Source organism: Paenibacillus sp. 276b, assembly GCF_900107875.1.
Lineage (GTDB): Bacteria > Bacillota > Bacilli > Paenibacillales > Paenibacillaceae > Paenibacillus > Paenibacillus marchantiae.
The window spans coordinates 2,512,043-2,529,344 of the sequence record NZ_FNRR01000001.1; the positions used below are offsets into that span (position 1 = coordinate 2,512,043).

At 45.2% G+C, this 17,302-nt stretch carries 18 protein-coding genes, 1 pseudogene and 1 other annotated feature; of the genes and pseudogenes, 2 read left to right on the forward strand and 17 right to left on the reverse strand.

Annotation, left to right across the window (positions count from 1 at the left end; all coding sequences use genetic code 11):
- Positions 1-29: 29 nt before the first annotated feature.
- From BLV50_RS10775 to BLV50_RS10830, 13 genes are all read right to left on the reverse strand, one after another.
- Positions 30-1,070, reverse strand: coding sequence for an NAD(P)H-dependent glycerol-3-phosphate dehydrogenase (locus BLV50_RS10775; RefSeq protein WP_090807399.1), 1,041 nt, complete (start codon positions 1,068-1,070; stop codon positions 30-32).
- Positions 1,063-1,686: a glycerol-3-phosphate 1-O-acyltransferase PlsY gene (plsY, locus tag BLV50_RS10780; protein ID WP_063566755.1), complete on the reverse strand. Its 624-nt coding sequence runs from the start codon at positions 1,684-1,686 to the stop codon at positions 1,063-1,065. Before plsY ends, BLV50_RS10775 begins: the two co-directional genes overlap by 8 nt.
- An 11-nt stretch (positions 1,687-1,697) precedes the next feature.
- Positions 1,698-3,020: a ribosome biogenesis GTPase Der gene (der, locus tag BLV50_RS10785; RefSeq protein WP_063566754.1), complete on the reverse strand. Its 1,323-nt coding sequence runs from the start codon at positions 3,018-3,020 to the stop codon at positions 1,698-1,700.
- Positions 3,021-3,204: 184 nt separating this feature from the next.
- Positions 3,205-4,419: a 30S ribosomal protein S1 gene (gene rpsA, locus BLV50_RS10790; protein WP_063566753.1), complete on the reverse strand. Its 1,215-nt coding sequence runs from the start codon at positions 4,417-4,419 to the stop codon at positions 3,205-3,207.
- A 142-nt stretch (positions 4,420-4,561) separates the two neighbouring features.
- On the reverse strand, positions 4,562-5,149 hold the full coding sequence (locus BLV50_RS10795; protein WP_090807401.1) for a lysophospholipid acyltransferase family protein: 588 nt from the start codon (positions 5,147-5,149) through the stop codon (positions 4,562-4,564).
- Positions 5,146-5,850, reverse strand: coding sequence for a (d)CMP kinase (cmk, locus tag BLV50_RS10800; RefSeq protein WP_063566751.1), 705 nt, complete (start codon positions 5,848-5,850; stop codon positions 5,146-5,148). Before cmk ends, BLV50_RS10795 begins: the two co-directional genes overlap by 4 nt.
- Positions 5,851-5,962: 112 nt before the next feature.
- Positions 5,963-6,178: a hypothetical protein gene (locus BLV50_RS10805; protein WP_072735236.1), complete on the reverse strand. Its 216-nt coding sequence runs from the start codon at positions 6,176-6,178 to the stop codon at positions 5,963-5,965.
- Positions 6,179-6,247: 69 nt separating this feature from the next.
- Entirely contained in the window at positions 6,248-6,901 is a 654-nt protein-coding gene (locus BLV50_RS10810; protein ID WP_063566749.1) for a flagellar brake protein, read from the reverse strand.
- Between the two features lie 154 nt (positions 6,902-7,055).
- On the reverse strand, positions 7,056-8,402 hold the full coding sequence (gene ypeB, locus BLV50_RS10815; protein ID WP_063566748.1) for a germination protein YpeB: 1,347 nt from the start codon (positions 8,400-8,402) through the stop codon (positions 7,056-7,058).
- 122 nt (positions 8,403-8,524) lie between these two features.
- A complete protein-coding gene (locus tag BLV50_RS32735) occupies positions 8,525-8,695 on the reverse strand; it encodes a hypothetical protein (RefSeq protein WP_167666101.1) in 171 nt (56 codons plus the stop codon).
- A 117-nt stretch (positions 8,696-8,812) separates the two neighbouring features.
- Positions 8,813-9,508, reverse strand: coding sequence for a glutamic-type intramembrane protease PrsW (gene prsW, locus BLV50_RS10820; protein ID WP_063566747.1), 696 nt, complete (start codon positions 9,506-9,508; stop codon positions 8,813-8,815).
- 43 nt (positions 9,509-9,551) lie between these two features.
- Positions 9,552-10,166: a genetic competence negative regulator gene (locus tag BLV50_RS10825; RefSeq protein ID WP_063566746.1), complete on the reverse strand. Its 615-nt coding sequence runs from the start codon at positions 10,164-10,166 to the stop codon at positions 9,552-9,554.
- Between the two features lie 187 nt (positions 10,167-10,353).
- Entirely contained in the window at positions 10,354-10,710 is a 357-nt protein-coding gene (locus BLV50_RS10830; protein ID WP_053780665.1) for a hypothetical protein, read from the reverse strand.
- Positions 10,711-10,831: 121 nt separating this feature from the next.
- Between BLV50_RS10830 and BLV50_RS10835 the strand changes: the two genes are divergently transcribed.
- A complete protein-coding gene (locus BLV50_RS10835) occupies positions 10,832-11,740 on the forward strand; it encodes a polysaccharide deacetylase family protein (protein WP_371129228.1) in 909 nt (302 codons plus the stop codon).
- A 107-nt stretch (positions 11,741-11,847) separates the two neighbouring features.
- Here BLV50_RS10835 and BLV50_RS10840 read toward each other — a convergent pair whose 3' ends face one another.
- From BLV50_RS10840 to BLV50_RS10850, 3 genes are read right to left on the reverse strand one after another with little or no spacing between them, the layout of a single operon-like run.
- Positions 11,848-12,672, reverse strand: coding sequence for a metallophosphoesterase (locus BLV50_RS10840; RefSeq protein ID WP_090807405.1), 825 nt, complete (start codon positions 12,670-12,672; stop codon positions 11,848-11,850).
- The gene (locus BLV50_RS10845) at positions 12,660-13,115 is read right to left on the reverse strand and encodes a hypothetical protein (RefSeq protein ID WP_063566744.1); all 456 of its coding nucleotides are present in this window, start codon (positions 13,113-13,115) and stop codon (positions 12,660-12,662) included. The genes BLV50_RS10840 and BLV50_RS10845 overlap by 13 nt, the downstream gene beginning before the upstream one ends.
- Entirely contained in the window at positions 13,112-13,705 is a 594-nt protein-coding gene (locus tag BLV50_RS10850; RefSeq protein ID WP_063566743.1) for a CPBP family intramembrane glutamic endopeptidase, read from the reverse strand. Before BLV50_RS10850 ends, BLV50_RS10845 begins: the two co-directional genes overlap by 4 nt.
- Positions 13,706-14,051: 346 nt before the next feature.
- Positions 14,052-14,282: a binding site (T-box leader), on the forward strand.
- Between the two features lie 201 nt (positions 14,283-14,483).
- On the opposite strand from BLV50_RS10850, the gene serA reads away from it, so the two are divergent.
- The gene (gene serA, locus BLV50_RS10855) at positions 14,484-16,079 is read left to right on the forward strand and encodes a phosphoglycerate dehydrogenase (protein WP_063566742.1); all 1,596 of its coding nucleotides are present in this window, start codon (positions 14,484-14,486) and stop codon (positions 16,077-16,079) included.
- Between the two features lie 101 nt (positions 16,080-16,180).
- Here the strand turns inward: serA and BLV50_RS32740 are convergent.
- Positions 16,181-17,302 (reverse strand): annotated as a pseudogene (locus tag BLV50_RS32740) (collagen-like protein); the annotation flags it as partial.

Here is a 17,302-nt window from a genome sequence, read left to right on the forward strand (position 1 = left end):
TCATTTCGGGAAAGCTGCCTACGCTACCATTAGGAATGCCACTGCTCCCAGGTTTCAAGCGTCATGACTTCCATTTCGGTCTTGGGATCACGTCCCATTAAAGCTTCAACCGCATCCCGCGGCTGTCTCTCCTGAAAAAGAACGTGATAAAGCTGATCTGCAATCGGCATTTGCACACCATATTTCTGAGAAATGAAGTGGGCGGCCTGTGTGGTCCGAATTCCTTCCACAACCATACCCATGGAATTCAATACATCGTCCAGCTTCTGTCCTTTGCCCAGCAAGGAACCTGCTCTCCAGTTACGACTGTGCTGACTAGTCGCGGTCACGACCAAATCACCGATCCCTGCAAGTCCGGAGAACGTAAGCGGATTCGCCCCCATCTCCACACCGATGCGTGTGATCTCGGCCAGCCCGCGTGTTAGCAACGCTGCTTTGGCATTGTCACCAAAGTTAAGCCCGTCTGACATACCTGCTCCCAGCGCAATAATATTTTTAAACGCTCCCGCCAATTCTACACCGATCATATCTCGATTCGTGTACACACGGAAATAAGCATTCATAAATAAACCTTGGGCGGCCTCGGCAGAAGCTTTATCCAGTGATGCCACAACAACCGTCGTTGGGCAACGCTTAACCACTTCTTCCGCATGGCTTGGACCAGAAAGTACAACGATATGTCCTTCTTCACATTCAAGTTCTTCCGAAATGACTGTGGACATGCGTTTTAGACTTTCTGTCTCAAATCCCTTGGTTGCATGAATGATTAACATTTCCGGTTTGTAATAGGCCTTAAGCTGATGAGCAACCGAACGCATCGCCGATGAAGGAGCAACAATTAACACAGCAGAAGCCCCTTCAACTGCCGTCACCATATCCGTGGTTGCCTGAATACGAGGTGACAGCTCTGCATCGGGAAGGAAGCGTTGGTTTGTATGTTTATTATTGATTTCTGTGGCCTGGTCTTCACCACGTGTCCACATGATCACATCCAGTTGATTGGCAGCTAATACACTGGCAAGTGCAGTACCCCAACTGCCCGCAACCAGAACAGCAACTTTTTTAGACAACGCGTTTTCCCCCTCCAGGGCTTTTCGATCCCAATTTATTTTCCTGTCCTTTGGCGAGCTTCGCAATATTGGTACGATGTCTCCAGAACGCAAACAGACAAATAATCAGACTTCCCCAGAAGATACTCATCGAATATCCGGGTAACACAAGGATGAAGAGCGGTGTCAAAGCTACAAAAATAAGGGAACCCAATGAAACATATCGTGTCAATACGATGGACAGGATGGCAAATACACCGGCGCATAGCGCAGGAATAAGTGCAAGAGTTACGAGCACACCGATCGCTGTCGCAATTCCTTTTCCTCCGCGAAAACGGAAGTACAGCGGCCAGTTATGTCCTGCAATGGCAGCTATACCACTGAGTGCAGGAATCCAATCGGAACCATTGCTGAACCAAACCCCAATCCAAACGGCCGCAATACCTTTGAGTACATCCAACAGCAGTACCAGAATTGCCGGTCCTTTACCCAATATCCGCAAAGTATTGGTAGCCCCTGCATTTCCGCTTCCGTGTTGACGGATATCGATCCCCCGTAGTGCTTTTGCAAGGAGGACACTAAAGCTGATTGAACCGAGCAGATAGCTCAGTACAATCGCTGCGATTTGTAAAATCACAAACTTCTCCCCTAACCTTCGTCGGACTTCCTCCGAGTAAATATGCGAATTGGCGTCCCTTCAAAATCAAACGCTGCACGAATTTTATTCTCCAGGTAACGTTCGTAAGAAAAGTGCATCAATTCAGGATCGTTCACAAAAATAACCATGGTCGGAGGTTTAACTGCAACCTGAGTCACATAGTTGATTCTCATTCTGCGTCCTTTATCTGTTGGTGGCGGATTAATAGCCACTGCATCAGATACTACATCGTTAAGCAGATGCGTCTGAACACGCATAGTATGCTGCTGTGCTACACGTTGCACAACAGGCAACAATTTTTGTAAGCGTTGTTTTGTCTTGGCTGACAAAAATACAACCGGAGCGTAAGTCATAAACAGGAAATGATCCCGAATTTTTTTCTCAAACTCATTCATTGTTTTATCAGACTTCTCTACAACGTCCCATTTGTTCACAACAAACATGGAAGCTTTACCTGCTTCGAATGCATAACCTGCAATATGCTTGTCCTGCTCAATAATGCCTTCTTCGCCATTAATTACAATCAGAACAACATCTGCACGCTCAATGGCACGCATCGCACGCATTACGCTGTATTTCTCCGTGGTTTCATAGACTTTACCACGTTTACGCATACCTGCTGTATCAATCAGCACATAGCGCTGACCGTCTTTTTCAAACGGTGTATCGATTGCATCCCGCGTCGTACCAGCAACATCACTGACAATAACACGTTCCTCGCCCAAAATGGCATTCACCAATGAAGATTTACCCACGTTAGGACGTCCGATCAGAGCTACACGAATGACATCGTCATCGTAAGTCTCTTCCTCAAGTTCAGGCAATTTCTCTACGATGGCATCGAGCAAATCACCTACACCTGTACCATGACTTCCCGATACTCCGATTGGATCACCAAATCCAAATCCATAAAACTCATAAATGAGCTCACTGCGCCCGATATTATCCACTTTGTTAACGGCTACAACGATAGGCTTACCTGAGCGGTACAACATCTCTGCGACTTCTTCATCAGATTGCGTAATCCCTGCTTTTGCATCACACATGAATACAATAACATCCGCTTCTTCAATGGCGAGCTCTGCCTGCATCCGGATTGATTTTAAAATGACGTCCTCGCCGTCGATTTCGATACCACCTGTATCGATAATGCTAAATGGTTTACCGTTCCATTCGCCGATTCCGTAGATACGGTCACGGGTAATGCCCGGCTTGTCTTCCACAATGGCCAATCTGTCGCCGATGATCCGATTAAAAATGGTGGATTTGCCCACATTCGGTCGCCCGACAATTGCCACAACGGGTCTTGCCATACATTCCACTCCTCCTGTCCATACTTACGATACTCATCATAGCAAAAAACGCCTGTCTTGGCTAACGTTTCATGCCGTTATACTCGCAATAAAAACAATCGGCGAACCCGCTGGGGCTCGCCGATCTTGCTTTTATTGTTCAGCAAAATATGCAGTATATAACTAAGAACCATGCATTTATAACTTATTTGAATTTGCTGAGTTTGTCACCGAAGCGCTCGCCGAGCGTGATGCTCAGACCTTGATTGCTCAAGGAAACGTTCGGATTGTTGATTTCTTCACGTGGAGCATTGTTTCTTGCAGGTCTTTCTGATTTTGGCGCTTGAGCAGGAGCTTCTTCAGTTTCCTTGATGCTCAGGCTTACACGTTGCTCAGAAGGATTCATGTCCAAGATTTTAACTTGAACTTCTTGTCCTTCTTTCAATACTTCGTGCGGAGTGCCAATATGTTTGTGGGAGATTTGCGAAATATGCACAAGTCCCTCAACACCAGGAGCGATTTCAACAAAAGCACCGAAGTCAACCAGACGTTTTACAACACCTGTTACGATATCGCTAGAGTTGAATTTGTCGCCAGCTGTTTCCCAAGGACCTGGTTGAACAGCTTTCATGCTCAGGCTGATTTTACCTTTTTCAGGATCAACTTTCAGCACTTTTACGTTTACTTTATCGCCTTCAGACAGAACGTCCGATGGTTTGTCAACGTGTGTCCAAGCGAGCTCAGATACGTGAACCAATCCGTCTACTCCGCCTACATCAACGAAAGCACCGAATTGAGTCAAGCGTTGTACCGTACCTTCGATCACTTGACCTTCTTGCAAACCAGCCATAACAGTAGCTTTGTTTGCTTCGAATTCTTGCTCCAGTACGTCTTTTTGGGAAAGGATCACTTTGTTGTTCTCACGGTCGATCTCTTTCACTTTAACACGCAATGTGCGTCCTTTGTAATCGCTGAAATCTTCAACGAAATGGCGCTCTACCATGGAAGCCGGGATAAATCCGCGAACGCCCACGTCTGCTACCAGACCGCCTTTAACAACGTCACCTACAACAACTTCGAATACGTCTTGGTCTTCAAAATGCTTTTGCAATTGATCCCAAGCGTTTTCGCTGTCGATTGCACGTTTGGACAAAACGAGTTTTTCTTTCTCGTCGTCGATGCTAAGTACTTTAGCTTCAACTTCTTGTCCAACTTCAACTGCATCAGACGCGCTGTCTACGTGTAGGGAAGACAGTTCACGAATTGGAATTACACCGTCATATTTATATCCAATGCTCACATAGGCTTGGTTATCTTCCAATTTGACGATGGTTCCTTTTACGGTATCTCCTTTTTTCAAGGAAACGAATTGATCCAACTCATCTTGGGTTGCTTCTTGATTTTTCATTTCTTCCGACATGTCAAATACCCTCCTCAATTCAAAAACCCCATTATATTCAAACCTGCCTGTAGCAGAGTTCAAAACACTTTCATCGCTGAATGAACATCCTTAGCTTCCCTCAAAAATATGGAAACATGCACTCAGCAGTCTGACGATGCCGTTATTTGCTCGGCACGCCTGTTTGCACCATCTCATTAATTTTGGACATAATCTTCTCCGTCGCTCTTTCCAGCGCATCGCCGGAAGGATCTTCCTTGAACTCGTCCAAATTAACTGGTGCTCCATAAACTACTTTCATCTTACGAAAAACCTTGTAGTTACCGATAATAGCAGTAGGAATAACTGTAGCACCACTTCGGAGAGCGAAGCTCGCTGCCCCTTTTTTGCCGATGCCTCCATCATTGTGTCGGCTTCCCGAAGGGAAAATGCCAAGCACTTCACCACCACGCAAAATGTTGAGTGAGGTCTTGATGGATTCCTTGCTGACGCCTCCACGTTTAACAGGGAAAGCGCCTACGGCTTTGATAATTCGGCCTAAGACCGGAATATCAAACAATTCGCTTTTGGCCATGAAGCGCACCTGACGACGAATCTTGATACCAACCGTTGGAGGATCAAAGTTACTGATATGATTGGAACATAAAAGTACGCCGCCTTCTTTCGGGATGTTCTCCCGTCCAACTGCCTCTAGGCGGAAAAGAATGGTGTAAATGATCCGCAGTAATGTGCTGCAAAATGTGTAAATCATAGACCGATCTCTCCTCTGACCATTGTGCAATAAGACACGATTTTGTCAACCACTTCATGGATGCTCATCTCGGTTGTATCGAGCACTGTAGCGTCCTCAGCACAACGAAGCGGGGATATTTCCCGACTTTCATCCAATTTGTCACGGGTGGCAATGTCTCGCTCAAGTTGCTGCAACGTCAGTCCTTCTGAGGGGTCCAGTTCTTTGAAGCGGCGAAGTGCACGCTCTTCCACACTGGCAGTCATGAAGATTTTCACTTCCGCGTCGGGCAATACTGTCGTTCCGATATCGCGTCCATCCATGACGACGCCCTTGCGCAAAGCCATTTGCCGCTGTGTATCCACCAATTGCGTACGCAGCCCCTCGATTTGCGCATATCGGGACACGATTCCCGTCACTTCACGGGAGCGGATTTCCGAGGTTACATCTTCCCCATTACAGAACACTTTCTGTCCGTCGGGATCCGGTTGTAAATCAATGACCAGCTTTTGGGTTTCCTGAAGCACCTCTGGCACATCTTCCGGTGAAATACCTTTTCGAAGCATATGCAAGGTTACCGCACGGTACATCGCGCCAGTATCGACGTATATATACGCGAGCGCCTCTGCAACCAATCGGGCCACCGTGCTTTTCCCGGCACCGGCAGGTCCGTCAATTGCAACGTTCATCTTCCCGTTCTCTGATGTGTTCTGGCTTGCCAACGGGGCATTCCTCCTCAAACGATAAGCCTCAATAAAAAAACAGGCATTGCCTGCATCGTCAAAATTATACCACACTATACACATGGATGCAAAAACAGACAAATCAGTGATGCTATTGTTCGTGTACCGTTTGCATCTGAATTGGTGTTCCTTCCAGCCGATCAATGGAGGTCATATTCTTTTTCATATCAGGCACAAGAAGTAATAACTGATAGATCACAAGCAGAACAAGAAGAGCTGTAATCAGCATCAAAGCCCTTCTTTCCATTCGCTTGGATAAAACATAATATAGGCGCTCGTATCTGCGGGATGCATGGCGATTGTTCACAAGCTGAACCTCCGTTTTTCCATTACAGTGCCCACCACTGTCCCTTTCTATCCCAGACAATCACCATCTTTATTTCGTTCGATAATCCAATTGCCGTTCAAAACAAAACTTGATGATCTTTTGTCGTTCCGAATCTGTAATCTGCACAAACTTTAACATGCATAGCTGTCTGCCTGTTTCCAGTGTTTTGATCCGTACCACTTCAGCTTCAAAGTTCGCATGTTCAATCGCTGCATTCCGATAAGGAATAAGCAACCAGCATTTCAGCTTTTGCCCTTCCGCAATAGCAAAACTGGGTTCCCCATAAATGGACAATCCCCCGCCGCCAATATCTTCAGTCAAGCCCACGGCTCGGGTAAGATCTTCACCCTGAATAGCCATTTCAAGATTTGCATGAACACGCAGAAAACTGCGACGCTGGATTTTGGTGATGTCGTCCGGCAAGGGCTTGCGAATTCGTACAAGCCGAACTACATCTTCTTCAAATCCAGTCACATACGTGTTGAAATAATGACGAACCCCGTCTTCCGTAATATAAGAAATGGACAATTCCTCACCAAAAAACAACCTTTTCAACCGACTGCTTCCCTGTTGCATCGGGACTTCGATCAGAAAACTGTTTTCATCCACATCCGCTATGCGTGATTTATATTCTTTGCTTTCCTCTTTTTCATCTGCAGAGGCAATCTGGATGTATAAAACTTCATTTATTTTGGGAAACAAGCTGTTCACCGCCACCTTAGCTTTTTATCTTCGTATCGTATGTACAAGGACTATTATACCATGACCTTTCTCATAGTGAACAACAAAAAACAGACCACCACGTGGTCTGCTCCGTAATCTATTTACACTTCAACAGGCTGCCGGCTTCTTAGTGTTATGTGGTCTCATTCACCGGTTTGATCTCCTCAACGGCTTCCTCCATACCTGTATCAGCGTTGATGTAAATTTTATATTTTGCACCATTGATGCGTCCACCGAATTCGTAACACAGAACTTCTTTGCTGTAATCATTCTTAATGAGTGATTTGCGAGCATAGCTCTCCTTGAATTCCGGATTCAGTTTTTTGCGGGCCTGTTCAACCGTGAGTGTGGCTTTTGGAATCTCCCGCTTTTTCTGATGCTCATATACAAAATCACTTGCCTGGAAGCCGGTAACATTCCCATTATCAAGGCCAACTCGAACAGACATTTTTTCTGGATAAATCAGTGTATCGCCTTGTTTGCGCACATAGGTCAGGTTACCGAGATTGCCAAACTCGTCATAATTGACTGCCTTCATATCTTTGTAACCCTTATTGGAAAGGAAATGATCTGCTTTTGACATAGCTTCTTTACGTGTTACTTTCTTCGTCCCGATTGGGCGAGTATCACTGTAAGAGATGAGCAGACCGCCATTACGTGTGAAGTCCATACTTAATTTACTGTCTTTGGACTGATCAATCGTGGCTGTATACGATTCCCAATCTGTACCTTTACCATTTTCCTGTATTTGAATCTTACCGTGTTCTGCATCGGAAAACTTTGCAGCTTTAGTTTGGATCTGCTCTTTGGTCATCGGTAAGCCATCCAGCTTCTTCACCGAACGTTTGGCATAAATGCTGGAGACTGAAGGACCCCAGTCAAGTTCAGGATACTCCTGTACCTTTTTGTTGACTGTCCGGAATCCATCCACGATGGTGTTGTCCATCGTTTGCTCTTCCGTTGCCATAGCCGACTCGGCATCCATCCAGCGTAAACGGTCAGAAATGACTTTCTGCTGTACATCCTGCAGATTTTTAGTGATCTCGGATGAATTCGCATACAGTTTTTTCAAGTTGCCCATTTCTTTTTCACTTAATGGTTCATTGGTCAGATCACGCATGGACGCCTGATAAGCAAAGTTGGAGATGCGGGAGAGAAACTCCTCCGTTTCACTGAAAGGCAGCATTGTAAGCGGCAATTGATTAATCTCATTCTGGGCTTCACTAGTGAGTCGCCATACGTTCATTAGACCTTTGCGATGCATCCCTTGGGACGTAGCATGGACTGCCAGCGTGTTCCCAATCTCCGAGTGCAATTTGTCCATATGAAAAGATAAATCGTGAAAAGCACGCTGATATTGATTCTCTGCCTTGATCAGAATGGCATTTTTCTCCTGGTTCTCTTGGTAACCCCATACGAGAGCACCGATTAACAGAACTGCAAATATCGGAAACATAACTGAACTTAAACGTTTATACATCGGTAGAGTCTCCTTTCTTCTAAGCCACTACCTCTATTGTGGATCGAAGAAAGACCTCTTATGCATGCGATTTCCAGTCTGTCCAATGACGGGCTTGTCACGCATGGTCTCAAACGTTCTATTTAATTCAATTGTACCCAGGTTGTGCCGCCATCTTCCTCAATTTCGAACTGATCTCGATTATCACACAAACACTGTTTAAAACCGGTCTCAATTCTTCCTCGTTCTTTCTTACCTCGCAGCGTAAAACGTTCTCCACATTGCTTGCATCTGATTTTAATTTTGATTCTCATCACGCTTATCCCCGTTTCTATTGGTCTTCCCCGGGAATTTTTATTTTATTGCAACAAAAAACACACCGGGGCATCAGGCGCAGGTTGCGCTCCATGTCCACCAGTGTGTCCGTATTTTTATAATTTAATCTCTTCCTCACGCTTCACAAAACGAAAAGGAGAACGATTGTTGGCCCTTGTAATCTTGCCCATCGCACCGTACCATAATCCCGCCATCAATGGCGCAATGAACCATAACCAATGATTCACCATGGTATTCATAATGACATCATAAAGCGCATGCCAGAAGAACGGTAGAACCAGTGAGAGCATAAGAAACCAACGTTTTTTCTTGCCATCCGAAAACTTGGCCCGCCCCATGTAATAACCCATAATTACTGCAAACATGGCGTGACCTGATACAGGAAGCAATGCACGAATGAACATAGCTGAGACGGAAGCATTCCCCGCAAAGGCATACAACACATTCTCAACTGTAGCAAATCCGAGTGAAACAGCAACGGAGTATAGAATCCCATCATAAGGCTCGTCAAATTCGGTATGGTTATAAATAATATGGTATATCACAAACCATTTGACGAACTCTTCAACCCCACCTGAAATCAGGATGGATTCAACATAAGGATTATCTCCAAGCCAGATCATCATGCCACGCTGAATAATCATCACAGGCAGTACCATCAGAATCCCCATGAGAAAGACTCGAAATACCATGTGAAGAGGTTCAGAGTCATAACGGTCTTTCAGATAAAAGTATGTTAACAAGGCGAGACCCGGAGCTACTGCTGCCGCTAAAACCGAAAACAAAAGCACCGAAATTCCCTCCTCTGACTAAAGACGCGATTACAACTAGAGCTTACTCCTGACGCTTGAAGTGGGTGCAAATAACCTCAACCGCTTGTTCAGGCATAACAACCTTTCCGTACTCTTCCATGACGGCAGGGGTAACGGAAGATCCTTCACCGAATTCAGCAAGCAATGCAATCAATGCTGCATGTTTGGTCGAATCCAAGTCATCCGGTTCAAAATGCAAAAACCATTTGTCTTTATAGGAATAAAGTCTTCCAGCATCCGTTACGTGCTGATGCAACATATGTGCAGCCTCAATCAGCACTTCAAAATCTTTGAATGCATAGACGATGGAATCGCTTTGCTCAAGTGTAACTTCCATCTCATATACTTCTTCAGGCAAATCATCCTCATTACCTGAACCATATTGTTGCGGATCATATTTCCCCCGGGTGACAATGACAACCATCCCTTGAGCGGGAAGTGCGAATACTTCGACAGCAAGTGGACCTGTAGCATCAAATCCAAGTTCGGAATAGGCCTGGTCCATCATTTCAGTGAACAGTTCATGAACTTTAGGTATTTCCTGCCACATATCATCTTTTTGTATTCCGCGCTCGCTCAGATCGTCAAAGGTCAGGAAAATCCGTATCTTATCGTGACTTAATCGTTCTATTTTCATACAGGATCTCCCCTTTATAAGCAAGTCTTATAACAGATTATGAAGCACAAAACAATATGTGCTGAAAATAAATCTATGTAGTTATGTTATCATTTTATACCTGCAAATGCACGAAGTAAAATCGACAAAAAAAGAATCATTCCACATCAAAACAGGACTGTGGATGATTCTAATGGGAGGTTTGTGTTTATAAACCCGGTACTGTTGTGTTTGTTTGAGTTAAAATTTGCTCAACTTCATGTTTAACATCCGGATTGGTGCGAATAAAATCTTTGAGCATGTTCATGTTCTCTTCTTTTTCCTGCGGAGTGATCGGCTTTGCACTTTTTTTATGCGTGCTTTTGTGGGAATCTCCGCTCTGTTCGTTTGGCTTGGAGCTGAATCCGTCCATGCCTGGGAACGTCATCTCCATCATTTTGTGTTTGGCCTGATTCATCATGTTGCGGGATGAACCGGAAGACAGCATTGACATTTTACCTTTGGACAGCCAAGAACTGGCTGCTACGCCAATTACAACACCCCAGAAAAAGGATGACGCCTTCATTACACCAACCTCCTTTTAATGTTAAAATCACAACTAGTGTTTGCGGGAGTGCCTCATCTCATTCCGCATAAATACAGGAAAGCGAGTTGAAAGCATGATTAGACACACCACTGCCTTAATTATGATCGCATGCATGCTGTTGTCAGCTTGTGGAACCAAGGTCGAAACAACACCTGAATCCACGAAGTCCAGCAATGAATCGGATACTTCAACGCTGGAACAGCAGAACGAGCCAACTTCCACTGGGACAAGCGAAAAGCAAACCACGGATTCTCCGTCCTCAACAGACTCGAATTCGGATCAAGAATCACCAAGTGATGACGAAACATCTTCGACAGAAAAAGAAGAAACTGATAACGCCCTCGGTACAAAAGCAGCCGAAGTTAATATTGAAAAAACGTATCATATGAACGCCAATTACTACATCAAACCCAACGATAAAACGAACGAAAGCAAGGTTGTATTGTTAACATTTGATGATGGGCCCAAAGAAGAAAAAATGATAAACAGATTAATCGACACCTTGGATAAACATGACACGAAAGCGATATTTTTTGTTAACGGATACCGAGTGAAAAGTCATCCCGAGTTGCTCGAGATCATCCATGAACGTGGACAGGTAATAGGAAATCATGCGTGGGATCATGAGGATCTGAAAAAAATGTCCATTACGGCAGCAGCCAAACAAGTCACCGATGTGCAAAAGATTGTGAAAGAAACGATTGGCGTGGAACCCCAGTTCTTCCGTCCGCCATTCGGTTCTGGAAATGATGCATTAAAGGCCACAGTCAAGAAAAACGGCATGTTATATATGACATGGTCCAATGGCTCATTGGATTGGGATAAGAGTACCAAAAACAAACCGGATAAAGTCATCCAGAATGTGCTGGATCAATTAAATCCAGGCAGTAATATTTTGATGCATGAGTTGCCATGGACAGTTGAAGCGTTGGATGAGTTGTTAACCAAACTTGAACAGAAAGGTTACACTTTTGTCGATCCTCGCTCCATTGAACTGGAAGCCCGCTGAGCTTCGATTATTTGCCCGGCATTCGGCTTAATATCAATAATTGATGAGTTGGAATTGACATGAAGGAACTTACAAAGTTATAACAAACAGCCTTGGTCCTATGCGGATCAAGGCTGTTTGTTTGAGAGCATTCGCAAAGTAATGATATGCATTTCTGCGGGACAACAAAGTCTGAACGGCAAATGATTTGTTCCGTATCCTTTGCTAACCAGCATTTTACCTTCTTGCTCGGTATCATTACCATCCTTTTTCAAAGAGAACCACCCGCTAGACACAGAGCGGTACGCTTTGTTAAGAAAGACGGGGCCAAAGACCGGAAATACTAATTGTCCACCGTGAGTGTGACCACTCAATATCAGATCAACAGGTCCATTCAAGTGAAGAGCCTCTAGGGGATCGTGCACGATGGCAATCTTGCATTCTTTGGAGTCCAATTCTGCAAGCAGCGAATCCCCTCGCTGTGAACGATAATCAACTCCGACCAGACACAGTTTGCTTCTGCCTTTACGAAGGTAAGTGGTAGAATCCTGTAAGAGTTGAACGCCCGTATCTCGGAATATACGTTCGAGATGCACAGTTCCTGCTCTTTTATCATGGTTCCCATAGACTGTAAAAACAGGGGCAATATAAGACAACAAGCTCATATTATGTCTGACAATGGGCCATGAAATTCCTTTTTCCGCCACATCTCCCCCAATAATAACCCAGTCCACCTGATTGCGAAGATGTTCCAGATCATTCTTTTTCAGCTTGCGTTTATGGATATCAGATAAATACAGGATTTTGCTGCCATCAAAAGAAGAGGGCAAATTCGGAACTTCAACCTCTTCTGAAACGATGTGATGAAGATGCGCCTCACGCCACATATGAACCAGCAAGGCAATCCCGGCCAAAATAACGGCAACGAACCATGCCAGTATTACCATGGCCATGGAAGGAAAGTATCCAAAGAAGGCGCTCCTTTTATCCCCCACCAAACCAGACTAATTGTGAGCAAAACAAATATAAATATGAGCGAGTTAACAAATCGCTTACTGAGACGTAAACGGCGAGATGGATGAAGCTCAGTCCGCGTAGGAAGTGTTCCCGCTTCGGAAACGGATTCTTCTTCTGATGGCTTTTCTGCTTTGTTGGCACGTGCTGGTGCCCGCCGGGGAAGTACCGGACTTTCCAGCGATGATGTATAAGACTTGCGTTGTGATCTTGGTATGGAGACCGAGGTAATGGGTGTGAGTCCTCCCACCTCTGAGGCAGCAGCTGGTTCAACAACCAGATTTACTTGAGAAGCTTCAGGCCGCTCAGATGTCTCTGTCTTATCCGAGTGACGATGGCGCTGACTGCCGTATGTCTTCATTCTACTTAATTGCTGATTCATGATCCCCTCCGAAAACGTATCGCTAATCCAGACACCAAATCAATAATAAAATGACAAAGTATAGGCGCCCATAATGTGCCGGATTGCATATAAATCCAACCCAATCCATAACTCGAAACAAATACCCAACCAGTTGGAATCCAGTGCCGCAAATAGCGTATATGGATAACCGCAAATAAAATACTTGTCCAGTAAGGACCTAACGCATGTTGTATGGCTCCACGAAATAACAATTCTTCACAAACAGCAACGATGGCTGCTATGCATACAATGTGCCAGATTGGACGCTTGCGAAACAGCAACTCGTTAATGCCGCCATCATCCATGCTTTCTTGAGGAATAACATAAGAAAGAACCAAGTCCATAACAAGCATAATGCCAGCAAGACCAAGCCCCCACCAAATAAACTGGTAACTATCAGGCCACGCAAGTACATCAAAAAGATTTCTCTTCTGCAATAAAATCCATACAACCCCAATGATCAAAGTTAACCCTTGTGTAAAGTATAGATTGATCAGAAGCAAACGCTCGGTAAGCTGCTGTGGTTCAGCCTTCTGAATCTTGAACTTGGGAAACTTTAATTTTTTCATCGCCTGTGTCTGTCCTCTTGACTTATATTTGATGGATAACAAATTCGTTGTCCAATCGGATAGTATACTAAATGATAGCCAAAAAACCAAATAGGTTCAAGGCCTGCCCCAAGTCCCGGTTTTTCAGCGCAGCCATATCCATTGAATTAGTTCATTAATGTGTTAAAATCCGATTCACAAAACAGCTTGTAATCGAGCTATTTCGAACGATCAAGGAAGTCAATTTTTTATATCTATACGCCTTCTCCTCAACTGAAGAAAATCACATTAGTAAATCGAATTAAAACATTTAAGCCTATTGACATGCTCATGTCAGCCATGATACATTATGAAAAAATTAGTCACGTTAAACACGATGATGGAAAAAAGACGTTGCTTTGTCTTACAGAGAGCCGATGGATGGTGTAAATCGGTGGCAGGCAGATGATCTTGAGCGCTCCTGAGTTATTGCATTGAAATTGGAGTAGGTGCAATCGGTTTAGACCCGTTATCCTCTTCGGTCTTCATTGACCGCTAAGACTGTCGTTGCGAAACGGCGGTGAATTAGGGTGGTACCACGACAACTCTCGTCCCTTATTGCGCAAGCAGTATGTGGATTGAGAGTTTTTTGATTTATTTTAGAGTACAGACGTGGGAATCGCCCTATTTGCTACACCCTCCTCCTCTGCTGCGACACCGCGTTGTTGGAAGGAAGAGTTTCAATGGTTTTAAGGAATGCCTCTTTTCGTGAGGTGAGACCTTGACGATATAGATACACATACCTAAGGAGGAAGAAACCATGTACAAAGTGTTAGTGTCGGACCCCATTAGTGATCTGGGAATCCAGCAACTGGTGGATGCAAATGATGTTGTAGTTGAGAAGAAAACAGGTCTTAGCGAAGATGAGCTTGTTGCAATTATCGGCGATTATGATGCCCTTCTAGTTCGAAGTCAGACTCGTGTAACGGATCGTATTATGACAGCAGGTACAAACCTTAAAGTCATCGGACGTGCTGGCGTAGGTGTAGATAACATTGATTTGGAAGCTGCTACCCAACGCGGTATCATTGTTATTAACGCCCCTGACGGTAACACGATTACGACATGTGAGCATACATTTGCCATGATGATGGCACTGGCACGACATATTCCTCAGGCATATGCCAAAACCATTCAAGGTACTTGGGATCGTAAAACCTTCCTTGGTGTGGAGTTAAGAAATAAAACGCTGGGTGTGCTCGGTATGGGACGGATCGGTAGCGAAGTAGCTAAACGTGCCAAAGCATTCGGAATGGATATTCTAGCTTATGACCCGTTCCTCACTCAAGATCGCGCAGAGAAACTTCAGGTTAAGCTGGCTAGTGTGGATGACATCATTCGCAATGCCGACTTCATGACCGTTCACACACCATTAACACCTGAGACACGCCATATGATCTCCCGTCCACAATTCGAAGTGATGAAAAAAGGTATGCGTATTATCAATTGTGCCCGTGGCGGAGTCGTTGATGAAATGGCACTTGTAGAAGCAATTGATGAAGGTATCGTTGCTGGTGCAGCATTCGACGTATTCGAGAGCGAACCACCGGCTGCTGATCACCCATTCCTGAATCATCCTAGCATTATTGTGACGCCTCATCTTGGTGCATCGACAGTAGAAGCACAAGAAAATGTAGCGATTGACGTATCCGAGCAAGTCCTGCATATTCTGCGCAATGAACCGTTCAAAAACGCAGTTAACATGCCTGCAGTAGCCCCAACTGTAATGAACAAACTGCAGCCGTACTTTAAACTGGGTGAAACACTGGGTAGCTTTGCAGCTCAGATCACTCAAAATGCGGTTCAGGAAATTCGGATCGACTACGCTGGAGATCTGTCGGAAGTGGATACTTCTCCTTTGACTCGTTACATTGTAAAAGGTATTCTGGCAAGACATTTAGGCGGAGAAGCCAATATTGTCAACTCCATGCATTTAGCTAAAGTGCGGGATCTCAACGTAGTGGTTAGCCAAACATCGGCCACTAAAGGATTTACAAATCTGATTACCGTCACACTCGTGACGACTCAGGATGCCGAGGAGCGTCGTGTTGCGGGCACACTGCTTGCAGGTTATGGAGAGCGGATCGTGCGTCTGGACAAATTCCCAGTGGATATCGCTCCAGAAAGTCACCAAATTCTGATTTCGCATAATGATAAACCGGGTATTATCGGACGTGTTGGAACTTTGCTTGGAGAAAACGAAGTTAACATCGCCTCCATGCAGGTCGGACGTAAAATCATTGGTGGGGCAGCTATCATGATTCTGACTGTAGATAAGGAAGTTCCAAAAGATGTGCTTGTACAGCTTGCAGCTCTTCAGGAAATCAATACAGCCGTTGAAATCGTATTGAATTAACTGACGGACTAATCAATTATAAGACAAAAAGAGGCGAACCTTTATCAGGTTCGTCTCTTTTTATAAACCCAAAATTCCTTTTGACTAGCGTAATTCATGCATTAAGCTAATTGAATAATGTTTAATGTAGCGCCTGGTGGAGAGAGGACAGCTGTACCAACAAGCCCAAATAATTGGAACTGGATTGTTGATCCAGCAGTTACCGTCACAATAAAGTCAGACTGCAACTGACTGAGGGAAAGTAATGGTGAAACTACACTCGCCGGAATTGCTGTTCCGTTAAGTAAAATACGGGATTGAATAGCAAGTGCAGCTGTAAGATTTATTTTGTAAGAGATATAGTAACGCCCTGCATTGGCAAGAGTGAAGGTGTCATTCGTTCCATTAATGGTTATGCCAGTGCCAATATTTTGGTTATTCGGCAGTGGAATTAGTGTTCCACCCAAAATAACAACGATGGTTCCACTTGTGTTCTCACCGTAAGCCGAGTTAGATGTTACAGAAGTTCCTGTGGCTCCGGTTGCACCCGTTGCACCTGTACCCCCGGTGACTCCTGTCACGCCTGTTGCTCCTGTGACGCTCACTCCAGTGGCACCCGTTGCTCCAGTAGCTCCAGTAACTCCTGTCGATCCTGTGCTTCCAGTTACACTGGCTCCTGTTGCTCCGGTAGCTCCTGTTGCCCCGCTTGCTCCAGTAACTCCAGTTGCGCCCGTACCTCCGGTTACACTAACCCCTGTTGCCCCGGTAACCCCAGTTGTTCCGCTTGCTCCCGTAGTCCCTGTAATTCCCGTCACACCCGTGGCTCCGGTGATTCCAATTGCAACGCCCGTTGCACCCGTGATTCCGGTAGCTCCTGTTGATCCAGTGACACCGACTCCTGTGGCACCTGTTAATCCCGTCGCTCCGGTGACTCCCGTTATTCCGGTGGACCCTGTTGCACCAGTGACTCCGATTCCTGTTGCACCCGTTACTCCAGTGAGACCGACTCCTGTGGCACCTGTTATTCCTGTAACCCCGGTGCTTCCAGTTATTCCGGTTGCACCCGTTAATCCCGTTACTCCGGTGGCCCCTGTTGCACCAGTGACACTAACACCCGTGGCACCGGTGACGCCGGTAACCCCAGTGACTCCCGTTACACCCGTATCACCTGTCGCTCCGGTACTTCCCGTTACACTGACACCCGTGGCTCCAGTTACACCCGCTGCTCCTGTATCGCCGGTAAC

What these genes read in the sequence shown, in the direction of transcription:
- der (WP_063566754.1), bottom strand. Translation starts at nt 3,020, where the DNA reads ATGGCAAGACCCGTTGTGGCAATTGTCGGGCGACCGAATGTGGGCAAA.
- rpsA (WP_063566753.1), bottom strand. Translation starts at nt 4,419, where the DNA reads ATGTCGGAAGAAATGAAAAATCAAGAAGCAACCCAAGATGAGTTGGAT.
- BLV50_RS10795 (WP_090807401.1), bottom strand. Translation starts at nt 5,149, where the DNA reads ATGATTTACACATTTTGCAGCACATTACTGCGGATCATTTACACCATT.
- ypeB (WP_063566748.1), bottom strand. Translation starts at nt 8,402, where the DNA reads ATGTATAAACGTTTAAGTTCAGTTATGTTTCCGATATTTGCAGTTCTG.
- BLV50_RS32735 (WP_167666101.1), bottom strand. Translation starts at nt 8,695, where the DNA reads ATGAGAATCAAAATTAAAATCAGATGCAAGCAATGTGGAGAACGTTTT.
- BLV50_RS10825 (WP_063566746.1), bottom strand. Translation starts at nt 10,166, where the DNA reads ATGAAAATAGAACGATTAAGTCACGATAAGATACGGATTTTCCTGACC.
- BLV50_RS10830 (WP_053780665.1), bottom strand. Translation starts at nt 10,710, where the DNA reads ATGAAGGCGTCATCCTTTTTCTGGGGTGTTGTAATTGGCGTAGCAGCC.
- BLV50_RS10835 (WP_371129228.1), top strand. Translation starts at nt 10,832, where the DNA reads ATGATCGCATGCATGCTGTTGTCAGCTTGTGGAACCAAGGTCGAAACA.
- BLV50_RS10840 (WP_090807405.1), bottom strand. Translation starts at nt 12,672, where the DNA reads ATGGCCATGGTAATACTGGCATGGTTCGTTGCCGTTATTTTGGCCGGG.
- BLV50_RS10845 (WP_063566744.1), bottom strand. Translation starts at nt 13,115, where the DNA reads ATGAATCAGCAATTAAGTAGAATGAAGACATACGGCAGTCAGCGCCAT.
- BLV50_RS10850 (WP_063566743.1), bottom strand. Translation starts at nt 13,705, where the DNA reads ATGAAAAAATTAAAGTTTCCCAAGTTCAAGATTCAGAAGGCTGAACCA.
- serA (WP_063566742.1), top strand. Translation starts at nt 14,484, where the DNA reads ATGTACAAAGTGTTAGTGTCGGACCCCATTAGTGATCTGGGAATCCAG.